13 protein-coding genes are annotated in these 16,776 nt (G+C 58.3%); 8 read left to right on the top strand and 5 right to left on the bottom strand.

The window, feature by feature from the left end:
• Positions 1-38: 38 nt before the first annotated feature.
• Positions 39-1,262, top strand: a complete 1,224-nt coding sequence (locus ACFI9K_RS04395) for a cytochrome P450 (RefSeq protein ID WP_462662400.1) — start codon at positions 39-41, stop codon at positions 1,260-1,262.
• Between the two features lie 426 nt (positions 1,263-1,688).
• On the opposite strand, the gene ACFI9K_RS04400 is transcribed toward ACFI9K_RS04395, so the two are convergent.
• Complete coding sequence (locus ACFI9K_RS04400; protein WP_462662401.1) at positions 1,689-2,615, bottom strand: zinc-binding dehydrogenase; 927 nt, start codon at positions 2,613-2,615, stop codon at positions 1,689-1,691.
• A 1,062-nt stretch (positions 2,616-3,677) separates the two neighbouring features.
• Between ACFI9K_RS04400 and ACFI9K_RS04405 the strand changes: the two genes are divergently transcribed.
• The 4 genes from ACFI9K_RS04405 (at position 3,678) to ACFI9K_RS04420 (ending at position 7,638) form a co-directional block, all read left to right on the top strand.
• Positions 3,678-5,072 (top strand): MFS transporter, encoded by a 1,395-nt coding sequence (locus tag ACFI9K_RS04405; protein WP_462662402.1) that lies wholly within the window; start codon positions 3,678-3,680, stop codon positions 5,070-5,072.
• Between the two features lie 24 nt (positions 5,073-5,096).
• Positions 5,097-5,879 carry an HpcH/HpaI aldolase family protein gene (locus tag ACFI9K_RS04410; RefSeq protein ID WP_462662403.1) on the top strand — a complete coding sequence of 261 codons (783 nt, stop codon included), beginning with the start codon at positions 5,097-5,099 and terminating at the stop codon, positions 5,877-5,879.
• A 2-nt stretch (positions 5,880-5,881) separates the two neighbouring features.
• Entirely contained in the window at positions 5,882-6,862 is a 981-nt protein-coding gene (locus ACFI9K_RS04415) for a C-terminal binding protein (protein WP_462662404.1), read from the top strand.
• A 107-nt stretch (positions 6,863-6,969) separates the two neighbouring features.
• A complete protein-coding gene (locus tag ACFI9K_RS04420) occupies positions 6,970-7,638 on the top strand; it encodes a GntR family transcriptional regulator (protein WP_462662405.1) in 669 nt (222 codons plus the stop codon).
• A gap of 169 nt (positions 7,639-7,807) precedes the next feature.
• On the opposite strand, the gene ACFI9K_RS04425 is transcribed toward ACFI9K_RS04420, so the two are convergent.
• The 3 genes from ACFI9K_RS04425 to ACFI9K_RS04435 form a co-directional block, all read right to left on the bottom strand.
• Positions 7,808-8,302 (bottom strand): NADPH-dependent FMN reductase, encoded by a 495-nt coding sequence (locus ACFI9K_RS04425; protein ID WP_462662406.1) that lies wholly within the window; start codon positions 8,300-8,302, stop codon positions 7,808-7,810.
• A 169-nt stretch (positions 8,303-8,471) separates the two neighbouring features.
• Entirely contained in the window at positions 8,472-8,969 is a 498-nt protein-coding gene (locus tag ACFI9K_RS04430) for a flavin reductase family protein (RefSeq protein ID WP_462662407.1), read from the bottom strand.
• 474 nt (positions 8,970-9,443) lie between these two features.
• The gene (locus ACFI9K_RS04435) at positions 9,444-10,544 is read right to left on the bottom strand and encodes an LLM class flavin-dependent oxidoreductase (RefSeq protein WP_462662408.1); all 1,101 of its coding nucleotides are present in this window, start codon (positions 10,542-10,544) and stop codon (positions 9,444-9,446) included.
• Between the two features lie 693 nt (positions 10,545-11,237).
• Here ACFI9K_RS04435 and ACFI9K_RS04440 point away from each other — a divergent pair.
• The 3 genes from ACFI9K_RS04440 (at position 11,238) to ACFI9K_RS04450 (ending at position 15,263) form a co-directional block, all read left to right on the top strand.
• Positions 11,238-12,650 carry an amidohydrolase family protein gene (locus ACFI9K_RS04440; protein WP_462662409.1) on the top strand — a complete coding sequence of 471 codons (1,413 nt, stop codon included), beginning with the start codon at positions 11,238-11,240 and terminating at the stop codon, positions 12,648-12,650.
• 371 nt (positions 12,651-13,021) lie between these two features.
• Entirely contained in the window at positions 13,022-13,888 is an 867-nt protein-coding gene (locus ACFI9K_RS04445) for a PaaX family transcriptional regulator (protein ID WP_462662410.1), read from the top strand.
• Between the two features lie 808 nt (positions 13,889-14,696).
• Complete coding sequence (locus ACFI9K_RS04450; protein ID WP_462662411.1) at positions 14,697-15,263, top strand: 3,4-dihydroxy-2-butanone-4-phosphate synthase; 567 nt, start codon at positions 14,697-14,699, stop codon at positions 15,261-15,263.
• Positions 15,264-15,865: 602 nt separating this feature from the next.
• Here the strand turns inward: ACFI9K_RS04450 and ACFI9K_RS04455 are convergent.
• Positions 15,866-16,774, bottom strand: coding sequence for a LysR family transcriptional regulator (locus ACFI9K_RS04455; protein ID WP_462662412.1), 909 nt, complete (start codon positions 16,772-16,774; stop codon positions 15,866-15,868).
• Between the last annotated feature and the right edge of the window lie 2 nt (positions 16,775-16,776).

Raw genomic sequence — 16,776 nt, forward strand, 5'->3', positions numbered from 1 at the left:
TCACGCCCTTGTTCGCACGCCCAGAGAGGAATTGACCTATGACGATTGACGACAACGCGGCGACTTCGACGCCCGATCCGCTTTCGGAGTTCAACACCTGGACTGTCTCACCCCAGAATGCCGACGCGATGATCAAGGAGTCGGCTGCTCGGTGTCCGATCGGTCACAGCGAGCAGATGGACGGGTTCCACGTTCTGCTCAAATACGACGACGTGAAGAAGGCATCCCGGGACTATCAGACGTATTCGATTGTTCCGGGGTGCTTCCGCCCGCCCGCACCACCGGGAGCACTTACCCCGCTGGACGTCGATCCTCCCGATCATGTTCCGTGGCGCAAGATATACTCCGAACTCACCAACGCCATGACTCCGGCACGCCTGGAAGCTCCGATCGTTCACGAAATCAACGCTCTGATCGACTCTTTCGCCGAGCGTGGCGAAGTCGACCTCGTCGGCGACTTCGCCGCCGAAATCCCGTTGCGGGCGATCTGCATTGCGATGGGCGTCGACACCAAGCATCGCGACGAATTCCGCAAGCGATCAGGGGCCCTCGTGAAGGGAGTGAGTGACCCCCTGGAACTCATGCGGCTGCAGTCGGATTTCCTGGACCTGATGCTCGAGATCGTAGAGGAGCGGCGGGGGCTCGGCGGAGATGCCTACATCGACAAGGTTCCGCACTTCACGATCAACGGTCAGCCACTCGATCGCCAGCAACTGTCGATCGCCCTGGTCACTCCGATCCCGCCCGGCTTCGAGACCACGATGTCCGGTCTTTCCACATTGCTCCATCAGGTGTTGTCTCGACCCGAAGTACGCCGGCGCCTGACCGACGATCCGGCGTTGATCGCGCTTGCCGTGGAGGAGGCTCTTCGTCTACGTCCCCCCATCTTCGGTTTCTACCGTCGGGCAACCAAGGATCTGGCGTTGCACGGCAACCAGATTCGCCAGGGCGACGACGTCTACTTGTGTTACACCGCGGCGAACCGTGACCCCGAGGTCTTCCCTAATCCGATGGACTTCGATATCGATCGTGATCACAACGACCGTCAACGGCATCTGGCGTTCGGGCACGGCCCACACGTCTGCCCCGGCGCACCGCTGGCCAGAATGGAAATGCGTGTAGCCCTTGAGGTCCTGCTCCGACGGCTGCCCGACATCGAACTCGTCGACCCGGCGCGAGTCCCACAATACGAATTCACGGGATCCGAAACGTCACAAATGGTGAGCTTGCCGGCACGATTCTCCCCGACAAAATCCAGATAATTCTTCGATTTCGATTGAATCGTTGGACAAAGTGATCGACAGTTTCCGCGACTCCGGGGCAACACCCTCGGAGATCGCGGAAACAGATCGCGAATTCCATTCTAAGGTCGTCGATCCTGCTGCCATGTCGCGTCTCAGTGCCCGATACCCAGAGCTATCCGACCAGATATTCTTCGTTCTCATAGAATCTTTCGTGTCGCGGACATATGACATGCGATTCAGGCAAATGTGTGCGACCACCGAGAACACCTGCAGAAGAACAAGTTTGCACCAACCAGATCCCGTTCTGATGGAACCCGTACAACACAAAAGCCCGTCCGGGAGCGTCCTGTGCCGTGCGGATTCCGACCCCGTCGAGGTCTGACGAGGCTTCGAGTGGCGTCCAGCAAGCCGAATCGAGGCCACCGGAGAAGCCACTGATGCACATCAGGAAACCAACACCACCCTTTCGCCCGGCCGCACCACAAAGGCCATGGCCTCCTCGAATTGATCGAAGGAAAATTCCCGGCCAATTCTCGTCTCGAGCATTGGATCGTCGATCATCGACTCGATATCTTTCACAGCGGCAGCTCGTTTTTCGGGATCGGTCACCGTCGAGGTCTCGAGACTGGTGAAATGCCGCAGGGTCAGTTTATTGCTGATGATCAACACAGCGGGAACCTCCGCCGGTGTGGCTCCCCCGATAAGACCATAAATATAGACCGTCGAACCCATCGGCAAGCTGGGCAAGACGCGGCTGAGAAGCTCGCCCCCAACGCCGTCGAAAACCGCAGTCGCCTCGAGTTGCGCAGCGAGCGATTCGAGCCGTTCTTGGAAGCCGGCTTCGGTGGTCAAAAGGACGTGCTCGATACCGTAGCCCACGAGCACATCCCGGGCTTGCGGCGACCGAACCAGAAATATCGCCGGGATGTTTCGCCTGCGTGCGAGAGAGGCAGCGATAAGACCGGTTGCTGACGTGCCCGCCGTAACGATAACTCCCTTATGACCTTCCTCGAGCGCTTGCGAGAGGAAGGCGTAGACCGTCAACACATTGGCAAAGGACCCCGTATAGTTTCGGACTCGAACATGATCGGGCAATATCATGCAGCTTCGGTACGGAACATGCACATACTCACTCCACATTCCGATCGTATCGACGCTCGGTGCGGCGGCGACGTAGATGCCCACCTTTTTCCCGGCGTAAGAATCCGGAACGTCCTGGCCGATCGCAACGACGGTACCGGCACCATTCGCGCCGAAAACATCGTATCGACCACCCCTCATCGATCCATCCGGCATGGGATGCGTCAGAAAGAATTTATCGCCAGGCATGATTGCGGCCGAGTCCAGTTGCACAGTGATATGACCGGGCATAGGCGCTTCAGGCTTCGGAACATCTCGCAATTCCAGTGTTCGGCTTGCGGTTGCGCATATAGCTCTCATCTTGTAATTCTCCTTTGACGGCTTCCGTCATAGCATTTCACACGCAGAATATTGGCGTGGCTTTTTGCCGCACACTCCTCGAATCCCGCTGGCCTGATGCCTCGAATCGATGCCCGGGTCGCGAGATTCCAGCACCGTCTTTTCACGACAGTCGATAAGTGAATTCCTAGAACGCTGATCGACATACCCATCACATTGTGTACACGCGTCACTCTCGCCGAAGCAGAGCCTGAACCACAATTCGCCAACGATCACAGAATGCAGCGATCGCGACACCGTCATCGAAGGTGGAGTCGAGCAGATAGAGCCCCGAGGTACACGTGGCACCGAGCTCGGCCAGTACATGTCTCAAAGTCAACACCAGGCACTTGCACGAGTTACACTGAGGTTAGCCTCTCCTATATTGCTATCAAGTGGTTAAGATGCGGGACCAGCAAGTTCGACCGCTCGACGCCAAAGACCCCGATCGGTTGTCGTAGGTGTGTCCACGGCAATCTGCCGCCAGATGCCACCGCACTCCCCAGCTGCGACGACGTCATCGCGCCGCGGAACGGTCATCGGGTCGATGGCGACGTGGCCCCAGACACGGAAGCGTCCTCAGACAACACGGATCAACCGAGGTCCGGACGAGCAGGCGACCCTGTATCGCCCCACGCTCGCGCGACCACGATGACCGCATTGATCGGTTCGAGCTGGAGGCGGCTGCCCCGACCGTCATGAGCCGAAGCGATGTACCAATCCGGATGATCGCCGAGAAGGCATCAACTGCAGCAGCGTTGTTCGCAATTTGAGGTTGGGTCGGTCCACCCCTTGCCACTGCCTCGAGACAGAGGGCAGCCCGAAGGGAGGACACAAATTCTCACGTGGTTGCGTCGGCGGGTTCTGCACTGGCAACGATGACCGAGCCCGTGCAAGTAGATCCGCGAAAGCCTTGAAAGTGTCGACAGTATTCATTATGGTGTTTTCAAGCACACCTCGACTGAAGGAAGCTTCATGAGCGAACTATCGCTGCAGCACGTCACGGATGATCCTCAGCAACGAACTCGCCGCGCGGTCGCTGCCGCGACGGCAGGAACCTTCATAGAGTGGTACGAATATGGGCTGTACGCTTTCGTTGCGGGCCTAGTTATTGCCCCTCTGTTCTTCCCCGCGGATATTGGGTCACTGGCTCAGCTAGCCGCCTTCGGCACGTTTGCAGTGGGATTCATCGCCCGCCCACTGGGAGGGATAATTTTCGGCGCTGCCGCTGACAAATGGGGTCGCCGACCCGTGATGGTCATTTCTATTGTGCTGATGGGGGTCGCTACCACAGCCATAGGATTGCTGCCCCCGTTCTCCGCAATAGGATACTGGGCACCGATACTTCTCATCATATTTCGACTGATGCAAGGCGCGGGGGCCGGTGCCGAATTGGCTACTGCCATGATTTACGTCAGCGAGTCCACGCTACCGAAAAAGAAGGGATTCCATTCATCCTTCTTGATATTCGGGTCGATGGCGGGAAACCTACTCGCGCTTATTCTGTTCACGTTTTTGAGTACTTTCCTATCTACTGAGGCCTTTCTCGATTGGGGCTGGAGATTACCCTTCTTACTAGGCGCGATACTGACAATCGTAGGCATCGTTCTACGAGGCAGAATTGGCGAAACACCAGCGTTCGAGAAGGTCAAGGAGTCGCGTAGAGCTGGACATATCCGAGAGGCTCGTGGTAACCCATTCCTTGCGATGGGCCACGCGTTTCGTGCGAGTCCAAGAAACTTTGCAGGAGGATTTCTCATACCATCCGGCCTCAATGTAACCGGATTTGTGGCAACGACTTTCGGGATAAGCTATCTCACCAAGCAAATCGGCCTGGAACCAACCGAAGCCCTGCTGACAAACCTCGCCATGATCTCCACCGGAATGGTGTTCATTTTGATGTGGGGAAAACTTTCCGACCGGTTCGGTTCCAAGGCGATACTACTGACAGGTGCGATCGGTGGCGTTGTTTTCGCGTTCCCCTACTTCATGCTCTTGGGCACTGGAAACCTCGCCTTGATCGTGCTGGCGAGCGTGATTCTATGGGGAGTGGGTTGGGCGACCGGATCCACGGCTCAGACCCTTGTACTTCCGACACTTTTCAAGCCCGAGTACCGAGCGTCCGGTCTTACGTCGTCACGAGAGTTGCAAGGCGGATTCATCGCCGGGCCAACACCACTTGTTGCTGCCGCATTAGTTCTCGCATTGAACGGTTCGCCTTGGCTCGTGGCAGGGATGTTGGTAGTTGCACAACTGATGACCATTATCGGAGCAACGATTGCGCGGCCGATAATTTCGGCCGAAGACGCGGCAGAGACTCCTGCTTACCGAGGCCTACTTACCATTTCCCCAAATGCTCGCACCAAGTAAAACGAAACAACGAGGAGAATTCACGTGCCACTACACGAATTGCGTAAACACATTGCCGATCGCCCACTGATCGGCACAACGATTTTATCGACAGCCCCCTCGATTGTCGAGATCGCCGCAATGAGCCCATTCGACCTACTCTGCCTGGATGCTGAGCACTCAGCTCTGACTATCGAGCAGATAGAGACGCTTGTTCGAGCAGCCGACGTGCATAACAAACCGACTATCGTGCGCGTTCCGGAGGCCGGCCACTACATCGGTCGCGTTTTGGATCTCGGAGCGTCTGGAGTTGTCGTTCCCCGACTCGAGACTGCGGACGAGGTCGCAGACGTCGTCCAGCGAGCTCGTTTCGCACCGTCGGGAAAACGAGGGGCTGGACCGGGTCGCGGTAGCCAGTACGGGTACTCACTCGCTAGTAGTGATTACACAGCCCGAGCCAACGAGAGCAATTTGGTCATCGTGCAGATAGAAAACGCGGCGGCGGTCAACGCGATCGACGAGATTGTCAGTGTGCCCGAACTTGACGCCGTGGTGATCGGGCCTTTCGACCTTGCACTTTCTATGGGGGTCGCACCGTTTGGGCAGGAACACACCAAGGCGATCGAGAAAGTAATCGAATCCGCGACCGAACGCGGCGTAGCAACAGGTGCCTTCTGCTTCAGCGAACGCGACGTCGACTTCTACTCCAGGAGAGGCAGCCGAGTTCTCCTGATCGGAGGTGACCTACCGTGGATCTCGTCCGGCGTCGCAGCCGAATGGGACATGTGGGACCGTGTCAAGTCTGCAACCTCGACGACGGTGGCGTGAACATGGCTAAAGTCATCATGACCAGCCTGGCCGTTCCTCTGGAAGCCGAGGCCGCCGACATCCTCGGTACGGCGGGGATAGAGTTCGAGGCACGCAACTTGACGACGGAGAATGAACTCATTGCGGGTGCTGCCGATGCCGACGCACTGATCGTAGTTGCCGAACCGATCAGTTCGGAGGTCTTACGCGCACTTCCTCGACTCAAAGTAGTCACCCGTTTCGGGATCGGACTCGACGTGGTCGACATCGCAGCCGCGACCACAGCTGGGGTGTGGGTCAGCAATGTTCCCGACGCCAACTACCGTGAGGTTGCTGTTCACGCAATTGCACTTGCGCTCAACCTTTCGCGGCGAATAACCGCACTGGACAAAGCAATGCACGAGAGCGGATCGGCACCCCTGTCGCTGGCCTTTGGAACCCGACGGCCCGACGACCAAGTGTTCGGCTTGCTCGGCGTCGGCAGAATAGGACAGCGGGTAGCAACAATGGCCCGAGCTATCGGGTTTCAGGTCAAGGCATTCGATCCAGCACTCACTGAGGCGTCAGCACTCGAACAGGGCATCGACCTGGTGACGTTCGATGAGCTCATAGCGACATCGGACATTCTGTCTCTGCACGTACCCCTCACATCGGTAACCGCGAATATCATAGGCGAAGAACAAATAGCGCTGATGCCCCGCGGATCCATCCTTGTGAACGTCTCGCGTGGGGGCCTCGTAGACGAGACGGCCTTGGGGGTTGCGATCGAGTCGGGACAGATCGCAGGTGCGGGCCTGGACGCATTCGTCGGCGACACCGGTCCCCTGGACGCGAACAATCGACTCAGGTCCCTCGAACGAGTAATTCTGACTCCACACTCCGCGCACTTCAGCACAGAGTCGTTCACGGAGACGAAGACGAAGGCGCTCCACGATGTGCGCAGTGTATTGCAGGGTCAGCCCCCCAAGTACGCAGTGAACTCACCGCTTGCCGCCATCCGTTAGCCGCACGTCTGTGGTCCGCAGAGGTGCGGACCACAGACGGTCGTCACGTCACGTCCACACTGCATCTGCTTCGATGGCACGAATTTTGGAAGGTTTATAGTTGTGTCATGTCCGCCGACGATCGAAACTTCGACAGCATCAACGTGCTGTCGCTGGTGGACGAGGCCCAACGACAGATTCGTAAGCGAATCGTGGCAGGAGACTTCGCACCCGGAGCACCGTTGCGAGATTCAGTGCTCGCTTCGCAGATGGGCATCAGCCGGTCTCCGGTCCGTGAAGCGCTCAGGATGCTCGAGCAGGCAGGTCTTGTCAGAAAGGCTGCCAATCGCTCGTACCGGATTTCCGAGTTGGCTGCCACTGACATTCCGGAACTTGCTTCGCTTCGAGTTGCTGACGAGATTATCGCCGTTCGCTCGATCATCAAAAACCGCACGAACATAGAGTCATTGGATAAAGCGATCGACAGGTTTCGCGACGCCCAAGCGACGCCCTCGGAGATCGCCGAAGCAGACCGCGAATTTCATTCAACAGTCGTCGATCTCGCCGATATGCCACGTCTCAGTGCTCGATACGCTGAACTGTCCGATCAAATACGCCTGGCGCTGATAGCCGCGGATTTCAACCATGATCTGGTCAGCTCGATCGCTGTCGACCGCCACGTCGTTCTGCAAACCGCACTGCATGCCGCCGTACAGAGCGGTGAATCCGAAGCTGTCGTGCAGATGTGGGAAGAGCACATCCTCCGCGGAATGCGTGTCCCTGATCTGTTCCACTGAAACGCATTCTTCTTTCGGTCACCACCTCCTGAGGAACGTTATGTCGGTTGCACAACACTGAGCAGCTCAGTCACACAACAACGCCCATGATTATCGAGTTCACCGAGAACGCGATGACCGAGTTGCCCGAGCGCCGATCAACAAACGCCCGTGCGATCCCGTCCGCGCGTCAATTCCCCTGAAACAGAGCCTGCACCATCGGACGCCAGCGATCTGCGTATTCACCGATCACGACGCCGTCGTCGAAGGACGAGTCCAGCAGATACAGTCCTGACGTACAGGTGGCACCCAACTCGGCCAGTACAGGTCGCAGAGTCAACTCGGGCGCTAGTGCATGCGTCGGACCTCCACCCAGCATGAGCGGAACCGCCACTACATGTTCGAGGCCCGTGCCACCGGAAAATTGCTCGAGGAACAGTTTCAACAACCCGCTGTAGGTTGCCTTGAAGGTGGGGCTGGCGAAAATGACCAGCCGTGACGAGGCTGTTCGATCCTTGGTTTCGGACACGTCGGGATCGCCCCAGCCAAGCAGTTTCGGGCCCAGCTCGGACAATTCGATGGTTTCGTCGGCCTTACGGCCCGACAGCTGTTCAGCCAGCATTTCAGCTGCCCGACGGGTATGCGATCCCGGCTTGGGGTTGCCGACCACCACAGTCACACTCATTATCTGTCCTTACGATAGAAGTTTTCGCTGTCGGTCCGATCAGCAGGGAAGCCCGTCGGCGGTCCCGGCGGCCAGACCAATCGACCCCGAAAGGCAACCCTGCGGGTATGGCTCAGTGATGAAGGTCGACTCTACTTGCGACACTCAGCAGTCTGAAGCCGTACTCGAATCACTCCCCCACTGCCGATAGCGCATGAAAACCACTGCCGTGGAAGACAAGCGGCGCAATACCGCGGTTTGTCCACAGTGCGTGGACAGCCAAGAGAACCAGTTCATGATCGCCGGCGGGGACGATCGCGTGCACCGAACAGTCCAACCATGCTGCGGCACCGACCAGGAACACAGCACCCTCATCGGTCGTATCGAGTTCGATACCCGCGAAGCGGTCACCGTCGCGTGCAGCGATCTGCCGACACGCTGCCGATTGGCCGACACCCAGGACGGAAACTCCCAGCCTCGGGGACGTTGCAAGCGTAGGCCACGTCGTCGAGGTGCGCTGGACGCAGACCGATACCAAGGGCGGATCGATTGATACAGCGACGAACGAGCTGGCCGAAATGCCGATCGGGGCTCCGTCCTGATGCGCGCAAATAGTGGTGACACCGCTCGCGAAGGCACCAAAAGCTTCCTTCAGCTTGCGCACGTCACCGTCATGATCTTCGAGCACGGTGAACTCCTAACTGTCAGGTGGGATCGCGAGTCACGATTAATCGTGCACACGCTTTTTGTCTGTCTTCATGCGGCTGCCACAGACCCGAGTCGCTGACGGCACGATCTCCGTGAGATGCATGCGCAGCCAGGTACCTAAGACGGCGCACGGTATTGAGTCCGGCCAGAGCGGTGAAACGCAGGGTCGACGATAAAGAGACTTGGCAATGCGGCCGAAAAAATCAGGCCGAGCGTCCCGCCGCGGCACCTTCGTTTCGGCGGGGATGGCCGAGTTCGGTGTGGCCATCCCCGCGGCGTGACATGAAATCCGGCCCAACCCGCGAGCTCCGAACCACATTGTGCTGCATTGCCGACAGGCGCTGTCAGGGCCTGTCTCCACTCGAGCACGTTCGCGTCGGACTGGATTCGGCACGATCTGGGTCGATATCGACCCGACCATCACTCAACAAGCACAACCCATTCGACGCTGCAGTCACTCGTTGGGGGTGACGCGGGTCAGCACGCCGTGCTCGGCAAGCTTCGGGAGAATGTGATCCGTCACCGCGTCGAGATCCTTCGTGTAGTCGGGAACGATCAGCATGATGCCGTCGAGATCGCCGTCATTCACGATCGTCGCCAAGCGCTCGGCAAGGGTGTCGTACGACCCGGACATGTACCCGTCCATCAGCGCCTGTGGCGGAGCGCCATCCGTGAAGAATTTGGAGTTGGCTCCCGTCTTCGCGGCATCCTTGTTCTGCGCATACCCGGCAATGACATCGAGGACTGCTTCACTGTCCACACCGTCGTTGAAGTGCTTGACGCGAGCCTCGGCCAGCGCGTCTGTTTCCGCGGGCACGAGGGTGACCGATCCGTAAGTTTTGAGATCCGTTCTGCCGAGCTCCCGAGCAGTCTCTTTGGTCCGACGAACGGTGTTCAAGTACTTCGGTTCATCGTTGGCCAGAGTGAAGGCAATATCGCAGTTCTCAGCGGCGAAACGGAATCCACGGTCGGATGATCCGGCGTTGACGAGCTCGGGCATCTTGGAGGGTTTCGGGCCCATGTGGCCATTGTCGGTTTCGAAGAATTCACCCTTGAAATCGATGATCTCGTCCGTCCAGAACTGCTTCACCAAGGAGATCCATTCGTCTCCGAGGTCGTATCGCTTGTCGTGGTCGAGGTCGTCGTTCCATAGTCCGACATGGGACATATCGAGGTAACTCGCCCCCGTCACCAGGTTGAGACCCACTCTGCCAGGGCCGATCTGGTCGAGCGTCGACACCATCTTTGCGATCGTCGCGGGCGGGTACACAACCATGTGCGTGGTCGCGAAGACCTTGATCCGCTCGGTGGCCTGGAGTAGGGCAGCTGATGTGGTTATCGATTCCAGAGCGTGCATCCAGTGGTTCGTCGGACCCTTTCGGCCGCGCCAGATCGCCGGACTGAGAGCGAAATCGAAACCTCGGAGTTCTGCACGCCGCGTGATATCGAGCACTCGGCCGAAGCTGCCGTCCTCGATGTCGGGCGAGTTGGCGGAATGAATCCAGCCGTGATTACCAACCGGTAGGAAGACCCCGGTCTCGATTGTTTTAGCCACTTGGCGCTGTCCTCTCTAGTTGAGTGATGGACAGGTGAGCGCTCTGGTCATAGCAGCCTTGTCGAGGGTCTGCCAGGAAGCGCACAGGGCGCAATCCTTACTGTGCCGGAGATGCACTGTCCAATTCTTTAGTATGTCGACCTCGTAGCGCTCGTCACACAATCGCGAGAGTAGTGGTGGTTCGGGTTTTCGTCAACAGATCGGCATCGCGATCGGTGCCGGCCGGTTGGGCTGCTTCACACGTCAGATGCCCTCCCTCACCAGAACAAGGGCGATACCCGTGGGCGCGGGTCCTACCTCGCGCAGTCGTTCGATGACGACCCGGATCCTGGCGATCGCAAGCCGAGTGATGAACTGTGCTGCACTCGTCGCCGCGTCGAGTCTCTGCGATCGGACGATCAACCGGGTAACGTTTGCTTGACGGACGACCGATATCCGCGATACTTTCCGGGCTACTGTTTCGTGAAATTCGATGACAATCCGACCGGGTGAGCACGCTTCGAGTGGCCGCGTCAATGCAGTCGGACACTGCTACCGAGGGGAACACCAACGGCCGCAACCAAGCTGGCCCACTGCGACAAGACTGATCCCCTTTTGCCTACGTGGCAGATCTCGACCGAAATGCGCTCGGAGTAGCGAACACCTGCAATGCCTTTCCCGCAATCCAAAATTTGCAAAATTGAGGAACACACGATGAACAACACTCAGACGCGCTCAGCCCAAGGGCAGCCGGAAACCGTGGACCTTGTGCTGGTAGCCGGTGCGGTGATAACGGTGGACCCGAGTCGGCGGATCATCCTGGGAGGTGCAGTCGCAGTCGCAGGAACGAAGATCGTCGCAGTGGGCAAACGCGCCGACGTGCTTGCCCACTACAAACCGGATCGGCTGATCGAACGACCGAACGGCATTCTCACTCCAGGCTTGGTCGACAGCCACTCCCACCCAGCTGGCGCGTACTTGATTCGCGGGACTATCGATGAGCAGCCAGCAATCGAGCGGCTCACCCGCACACTGATGCCACACGAGGACGACATTCGACCCGAAGAGGCGTATGTCGCCTCGATGGCGACTTTCGCCGAAATGATCCGACACGGTACGACGACATTCATCGATGCCGGGGGCCCGCAGACCGACCAGACCGCAGCAGCAGCCGAAGCCATAGGTATCCGCGGGGTCCTGTCACCACAGATGAGCGATCTCCCGGGCCCGTTCGATCGGACAGTCCTATCCGCCGACGAGTCGTTGGCTCACGCCGATGATCTGTTCGCCCGATTCGACGGCACCGCGGACGGCAGACTCAAAGTCTTCTACGACTTGGACCTTCCGATGTCGGTGACCGACGAGTTGCTCGCTGGTGTCGTGGAGCGAGCGCGGGCGAACAACACGGGAATCGTCGGACACTACCTGGGGCGTAGGCCGCAGGGGGAAAATCCCGAGCACGCTCCGGATCTCGTACGTTACGACCGAAGCGGGGTCCTCGATCACGGTATCGTGCTCGGACACCTGGGGTGGATTCCGGAGGCCGACGTGCAGAGGCTTGCAGCGTCGGCATCCTCTGTCGCACACTGCCCCTCATCGTCGATGCTCGGAGCTCACGGCAACATTTCCCGGGGCGTCATCCCGGAGTTCGTCGCTGCCGGCGGCCTGACGACCCTGGGCACGGACGGAGCTGCGATCAGCCGGTTTCTCGACCTCGTACGCGTCATGTACCTCGCGGCGGCCACACACAAGGACGTACGCACCGATCCTTCCGTCATGCCTGCGACAAAGGTGTTCGAAATGGCAACCATCAACGGCGCAAAGGCGGCGCGATGGGACGACACCATAGGCTCGATCGAGGTAGGGAAAGCTGCAGACTTGGTGATGTTCGATGCGAGCGGTTTGACTTTCGCACCGAACCGTTTCGCAGACCCGGTCAACGACATCATCTACGCATCGAGTGGTTCCGACGTCGAGACCGTGCTCATCGATGGACGCGTGGTGATGGACGAAGGCAAACTGCTGACTGTGGATCTGCCCGCATTGGTAGCCGACGTAGACGCTGCTGCAGCATCTTCGCTTGGTCGACTCGGTCGGGCACAGAAGCCCGGGTGGCCTATCGTCTAGGGCTGTTTCGACACCGGGGTGCCGTGAGGCGGCGTCAAGGGCGCATCTGTATCCAATTCGGCCAGAATAGCTTTCAACGATTGTGACAGTCGACAACTCGAAGCGGCCGAATGGTGACACCACACCGAGGGCACCGGGCCGGCGGTCACAAAGCGCTCCGCGCAGAGCAGTGTCCAACACGCCGAGCGCCTGGACCTGCCGCAGGAGGATCGGTTCCGCTTCAGCCCACGAAATAGCGAATATTCAACGTCGGTGTACTCGTCGATACATTCTGAGGAGGTTGCGTTGAGCACGCGTTGCGCACACCTCGTCATGCCAGCCCCGAGCTCGGAGAGGGCGGAGCGGTCGAATCCTTATCGTATGGTGATCCTATGAAGCAAGATGCGGACGTTCACGTGGGCGTTGGCGCTGGCCGCGACACGCGTCTCGCGCAGTTGATTCTCACCATTTTCGGCCTGTGTGCGCGCTCCGAAGGCAACTGGCTCTCCGTTGCCTCTGTGGTGTCGCTCATGGGAGACCTCGGTATGGACGGCCAGGCCGTGCGTTCCTCGATCTCTCGGCTGAAGCGGCGCGGGGTCTTACGTTCCGAACGGGACGGCGGTGCCGCCGGATACTCCCTTTCGGACGCAACGCTCGAAGTTCTGGCCGAGGGCGACGTTCGAATCTTTCACCGGAAGCGGGCGACCGAAGAAGACGGTTGGGTTGTGGTGGCTTTTTCCGTTCCCGAGTCCGAGCGAGACAAGCGGCACGCACTGCGCTCGAATCTCACACGCCTGGGTTTCGGGACCGCAGCCCCTGGCGTGTGGATCGCTCCCGGCACGATGGCACGCGAAGCGCGACACACCTTGGATTTGCGGGGCTTGTCTGAGTACGTAGACATGTTCAGCGGAAACTACATCGCCTTCGGTGACTTGCACGCGAAGATTCGCACGTGGTGGGATCTCGACGAACTGACATCCCTGTACGCAGAATTCCTCGAGGTCTACCGGCCGATGTTGCATCAGGCGAAGTCTTCGAGCATTACGCCATCCGAGGCGTTCCAGATCTACGTACCCATGCTCACTCAGTGGCGCCGATTGCCGTACCGCGATCCAGGCATTCCACTGTCGCTACTCCCTCCCGCTTGGAACGGCGAGGCGGCAGGAGATTTGTTCGATCAACTCAACGAGTTGCTCAACCCACTCGCGCAGAAGCATGCCTTCAATGTGGTCCACGGTCGGGGATCGCTGACCGAGTAACGCCTCGTCTTCGGCCGTTTTTCGCCGTCTCCTTCTGAGCTGCGGTCGAGACTCAGCCGCCGACACGCCATCGCGCGCCATTCTGGCGCAATAGCGGGCGTCATATCGACGCGATACTTATCATGTGAGGCTTGAGCGGCACCGATCCGCATCGGTGAAGAACCACAGAATCGATAAACATCAGCCCCAACGGGCCTTCTGTTCCGCAGTGCATTCCGCCGCACCAAGAACCCGAGATGGGCCGCATCGAAGGGTTGACCGCGGTAAACCGACCACGACGTCCACCTTCAGAGCCGCGTCACCCACGATCGTTGCCGTGCAATCACAGCGCCAAGCCCGACTGCAGCTCAACCGGCTTCCCAACCCCCTGGACAATGCCGGCCAGGCCAATGCCATTCGGCCTGGCCGGCCTAGCCATTCGTCTCAAACTTTATTCGCTTTTTGATTGACGCTCGTTCTAAAGCCGCTATAAACTCAACTCATCACCCGACCCGCGGGTCCGACTCTCGTCGAACGAGGCTTGTCAGGTTGGGAGGCACCAAGTGATCGGGACAAGATCGATGACCGGTGCACGCCGATATGCACCAACGGACTCGACGCGCGAAATCGTGCATCCGTCCGCCGCCCTGATCAGTCCTAGTCCACGCTTTTCGAGACCTCCGGCACTCGCTCGGTGGAGTCCAAGCGGTTCCGGGTCGGAAATCGCACTCCCCAATGTTCGTGATCAGTCGCAACCCCGAGCGGGGATTTCGCCACACCCGAATCGTCGATGCAACCAGGCACCTCGATACCGGACAGGACCTTCGACATGAGCGCTACTACTTGGAAACGCGGCAACATGAATCGAGCGGAAGAAAACTCGAGCCTCACAGTCTTGTTGGACACCGAGGGCGCAGTGCTGTTCGCTGCCGCCGAGGCAGTCACCGCTAAAGACGTGGCGATGGCGGTGCGTTACTCGTCCGGACTGATACATGCAGCTATGTACTCAGAGGATCTCGATCGACTGCGCATTCCTGATCAACCCATATTCGACAGTGAGCGCAGTGGTCTCTGTTTCACCGTTGCAGTCGACGCGGTCGGAGTAGGCACCGGAATCTCGGCAATCGATCGAGCACATACACTCCGAAGCCTCGCCGATCCGCGCACCACCCCCAACGATCTTCGTCGGCCCGGCCATGTTTTGCCCGTTCGCTGCCGCCATGACGTCGCGGAACAATCGCGCACCGTGTACGAGCAGGCGGTCAGCGCAGTTGTCGAAGCCGGATTTGCTCCGGTCGCGCTGGTCTGCCGAATTGTCCAGGACCAAGGTCCCGAAATGGCGAATACCGAAGCGTCCCTGTTTGCTGAGCGTCACAGATTGACCGTCTTGTCCTAGACACATTCAATGGGCCTAGTCTTGCTGCCAACCTCATGGGTGTCTGCGGCTGAGTTCATGACATTCGGTTCCGGCAGTCCGGCTTCCGTCGTGATGACTCCCAGCACAGACCTGCCTGTCTCTGACGACATCGATGACGTTGCGAGATCAGGGTTTTCGGCCACGCTCGCGGCCGTGATCGAAGAAACGGCCATCGCTCTTCAATGACATTGTGCGGGATGCTACCTGTCATAGGCGGCCAGTCGAGTTGGCGTCATTACAGTCGAACCTGTCTCAGCGATTGGCATTCATAAGATCTGGGATGCGGCGACACGTTGCAAGGTAACGGTTTTCGATTGGCTACTGTCTAGGTGTCTCCCGTCTGATCGCTGCGTTGGCCGCTGAAGACATCGGCGAGCGGACGCCGCCCGGCGGAGAAATGCGAATTTCCTGTTGTCATGCGTGGAAACTTCCCGAAAAACGAAGTTTTGGCAATAAACTATATAACCAATAGCACCACGTCGGCTGCTACAACTACCCACGAATTTTCCAGGTCGACCGCGGAGGTGGCAACAATGGCAGGCTGACAGTGTGACCCTGAGTGATTCTTTCCAGTTCGCACACTACCTCAACACATCTGGAAAAGAACTGTCCATCAATAGGTGGTCAAGAAATTGGGTAACAGCATCCAGGCCTCTGGTCGTGGAACGGTTTTTCCTACGGACCAGGGAACATTGAAGCCTTGTCGCAGGTTCGAGTGGCCGGCATACGAGGTCGTTCAAGATGTATTGCATTGTGCTGGGAATGAGGGTGATTCCTATACCTGACTTCACCAGACGTCGGACGCTCTCGATTTGTGTAAACGTATGCACCAAATTGGGGACTACGTTGGCTGCTGCGTACATTTCAAGGGTGATATCTCTGATCCGAGCACCCTTCTGCATGAGGATGAGAGGCTCGTTTTCGATGTCGTGAATGGAAACCGAAGACAGTTCAGCCAAAGGGTGGTCGGCAGACATTGCCACCACGATGCCTATTTCTTGCATATCCGAGCAGAGAAGACCATGTGCTTCGGCGCTGCTTCGATCTGAAACTACCAATCCAAGATCGAGCTTTCTCTCTCTCATATCCGAAATTATCTGGTTGGAACCGAGTTCATGAATAGTCAGCTCGACAAATGAATCTTTGGCCACAAATTTTTCCAGGAGTGGGATGAGCACGTGTGCACCGAGCATCGGTGGCAATCCGAGATGTATCGGTTCTCTTTTTTCATCGCCTGCAGCGCGCATTTGCAACACTGCGTCATCTATGGAGGCCAGAATATTACGGGTCCGTTCTTGGAAGATCTCGCCCGCATCGGTCAATCGCACCTTTCCCCCGCTTCGGTCCAGCAAGTCGACCCCCAACTCCATCTCGAGTTTGCGGATTGCCAGGGAGATGCCGGGTTGCGAGACGAAAAGCTCCTGGGCAGCCTGAGTAAAATTGCGCGTTCTGGAAACGGTTGCAAAGAAAACAAGTTGCCTGAGCTCCATTC

The organism is Rhodococcus sp. PSi06, assembly GCF_054960675.1.

Bases quoted from the DNA above. Each gene is read 5' to 3' on its own strand.
- ACFI9K_RS04395 (WP_462662400.1), top strand. From the start codon at position 39: ATGACGATTGACGACAACGCGGCGACTTCGACGCCCGATCCGCTTTCG.
- ACFI9K_RS04445 (WP_462662410.1), top strand. From the start codon at position 13,022: ATGAAGCAAGATGCGGACGTTCACGTGGGCGTTGGCGCTGGCCGCGAC.
- ACFI9K_RS04440 (WP_462662409.1), top strand. From the start codon at position 11,238: ATGAACAACACTCAGACGCGCTCAGCCCAAGGGCAGCCGGAAACCGTG.
- ACFI9K_RS04455 (WP_462662412.1), bottom strand. From the start codon at position 16,774: ATGGAGCTCAGGCAACTTGTTTTCTTTGCAACCGTTTCCAGAACGCGC.
- ACFI9K_RS04400 (WP_462662401.1), bottom strand. From the start codon at position 2,615: ATGCCCGGTCATATCACTGTGCAACTGGACTCGGCCGCAATCATGCCT.
- ACFI9K_RS04405 (WP_462662402.1), top strand. From the start codon at position 3,678: ATGAGCGAACTATCGCTGCAGCACGTCACGGATGATCCTCAGCAACGA.
- ACFI9K_RS04450 (WP_462662411.1), top strand. From the start codon at position 14,697: ATGAGCGCTACTACTTGGAAACGCGGCAACATGAATCGAGCGGAAGAA.
- ACFI9K_RS04415 (WP_462662404.1), top strand. From the start codon at position 5,882: ATGGCTAAAGTCATCATGACCAGCCTGGCCGTTCCTCTGGAAGCCGAG.
- ACFI9K_RS04420 (WP_462662405.1), top strand. From the start codon at position 6,970: ATGTCCGCCGACGATCGAAACTTCGACAGCATCAACGTGCTGTCGCTG.
- ACFI9K_RS04425 (WP_462662406.1), bottom strand. From the start codon at position 8,302: ATGAGTGTGACTGTGGTGGTCGGCAACCCCAAGCCGGGATCGCATACC.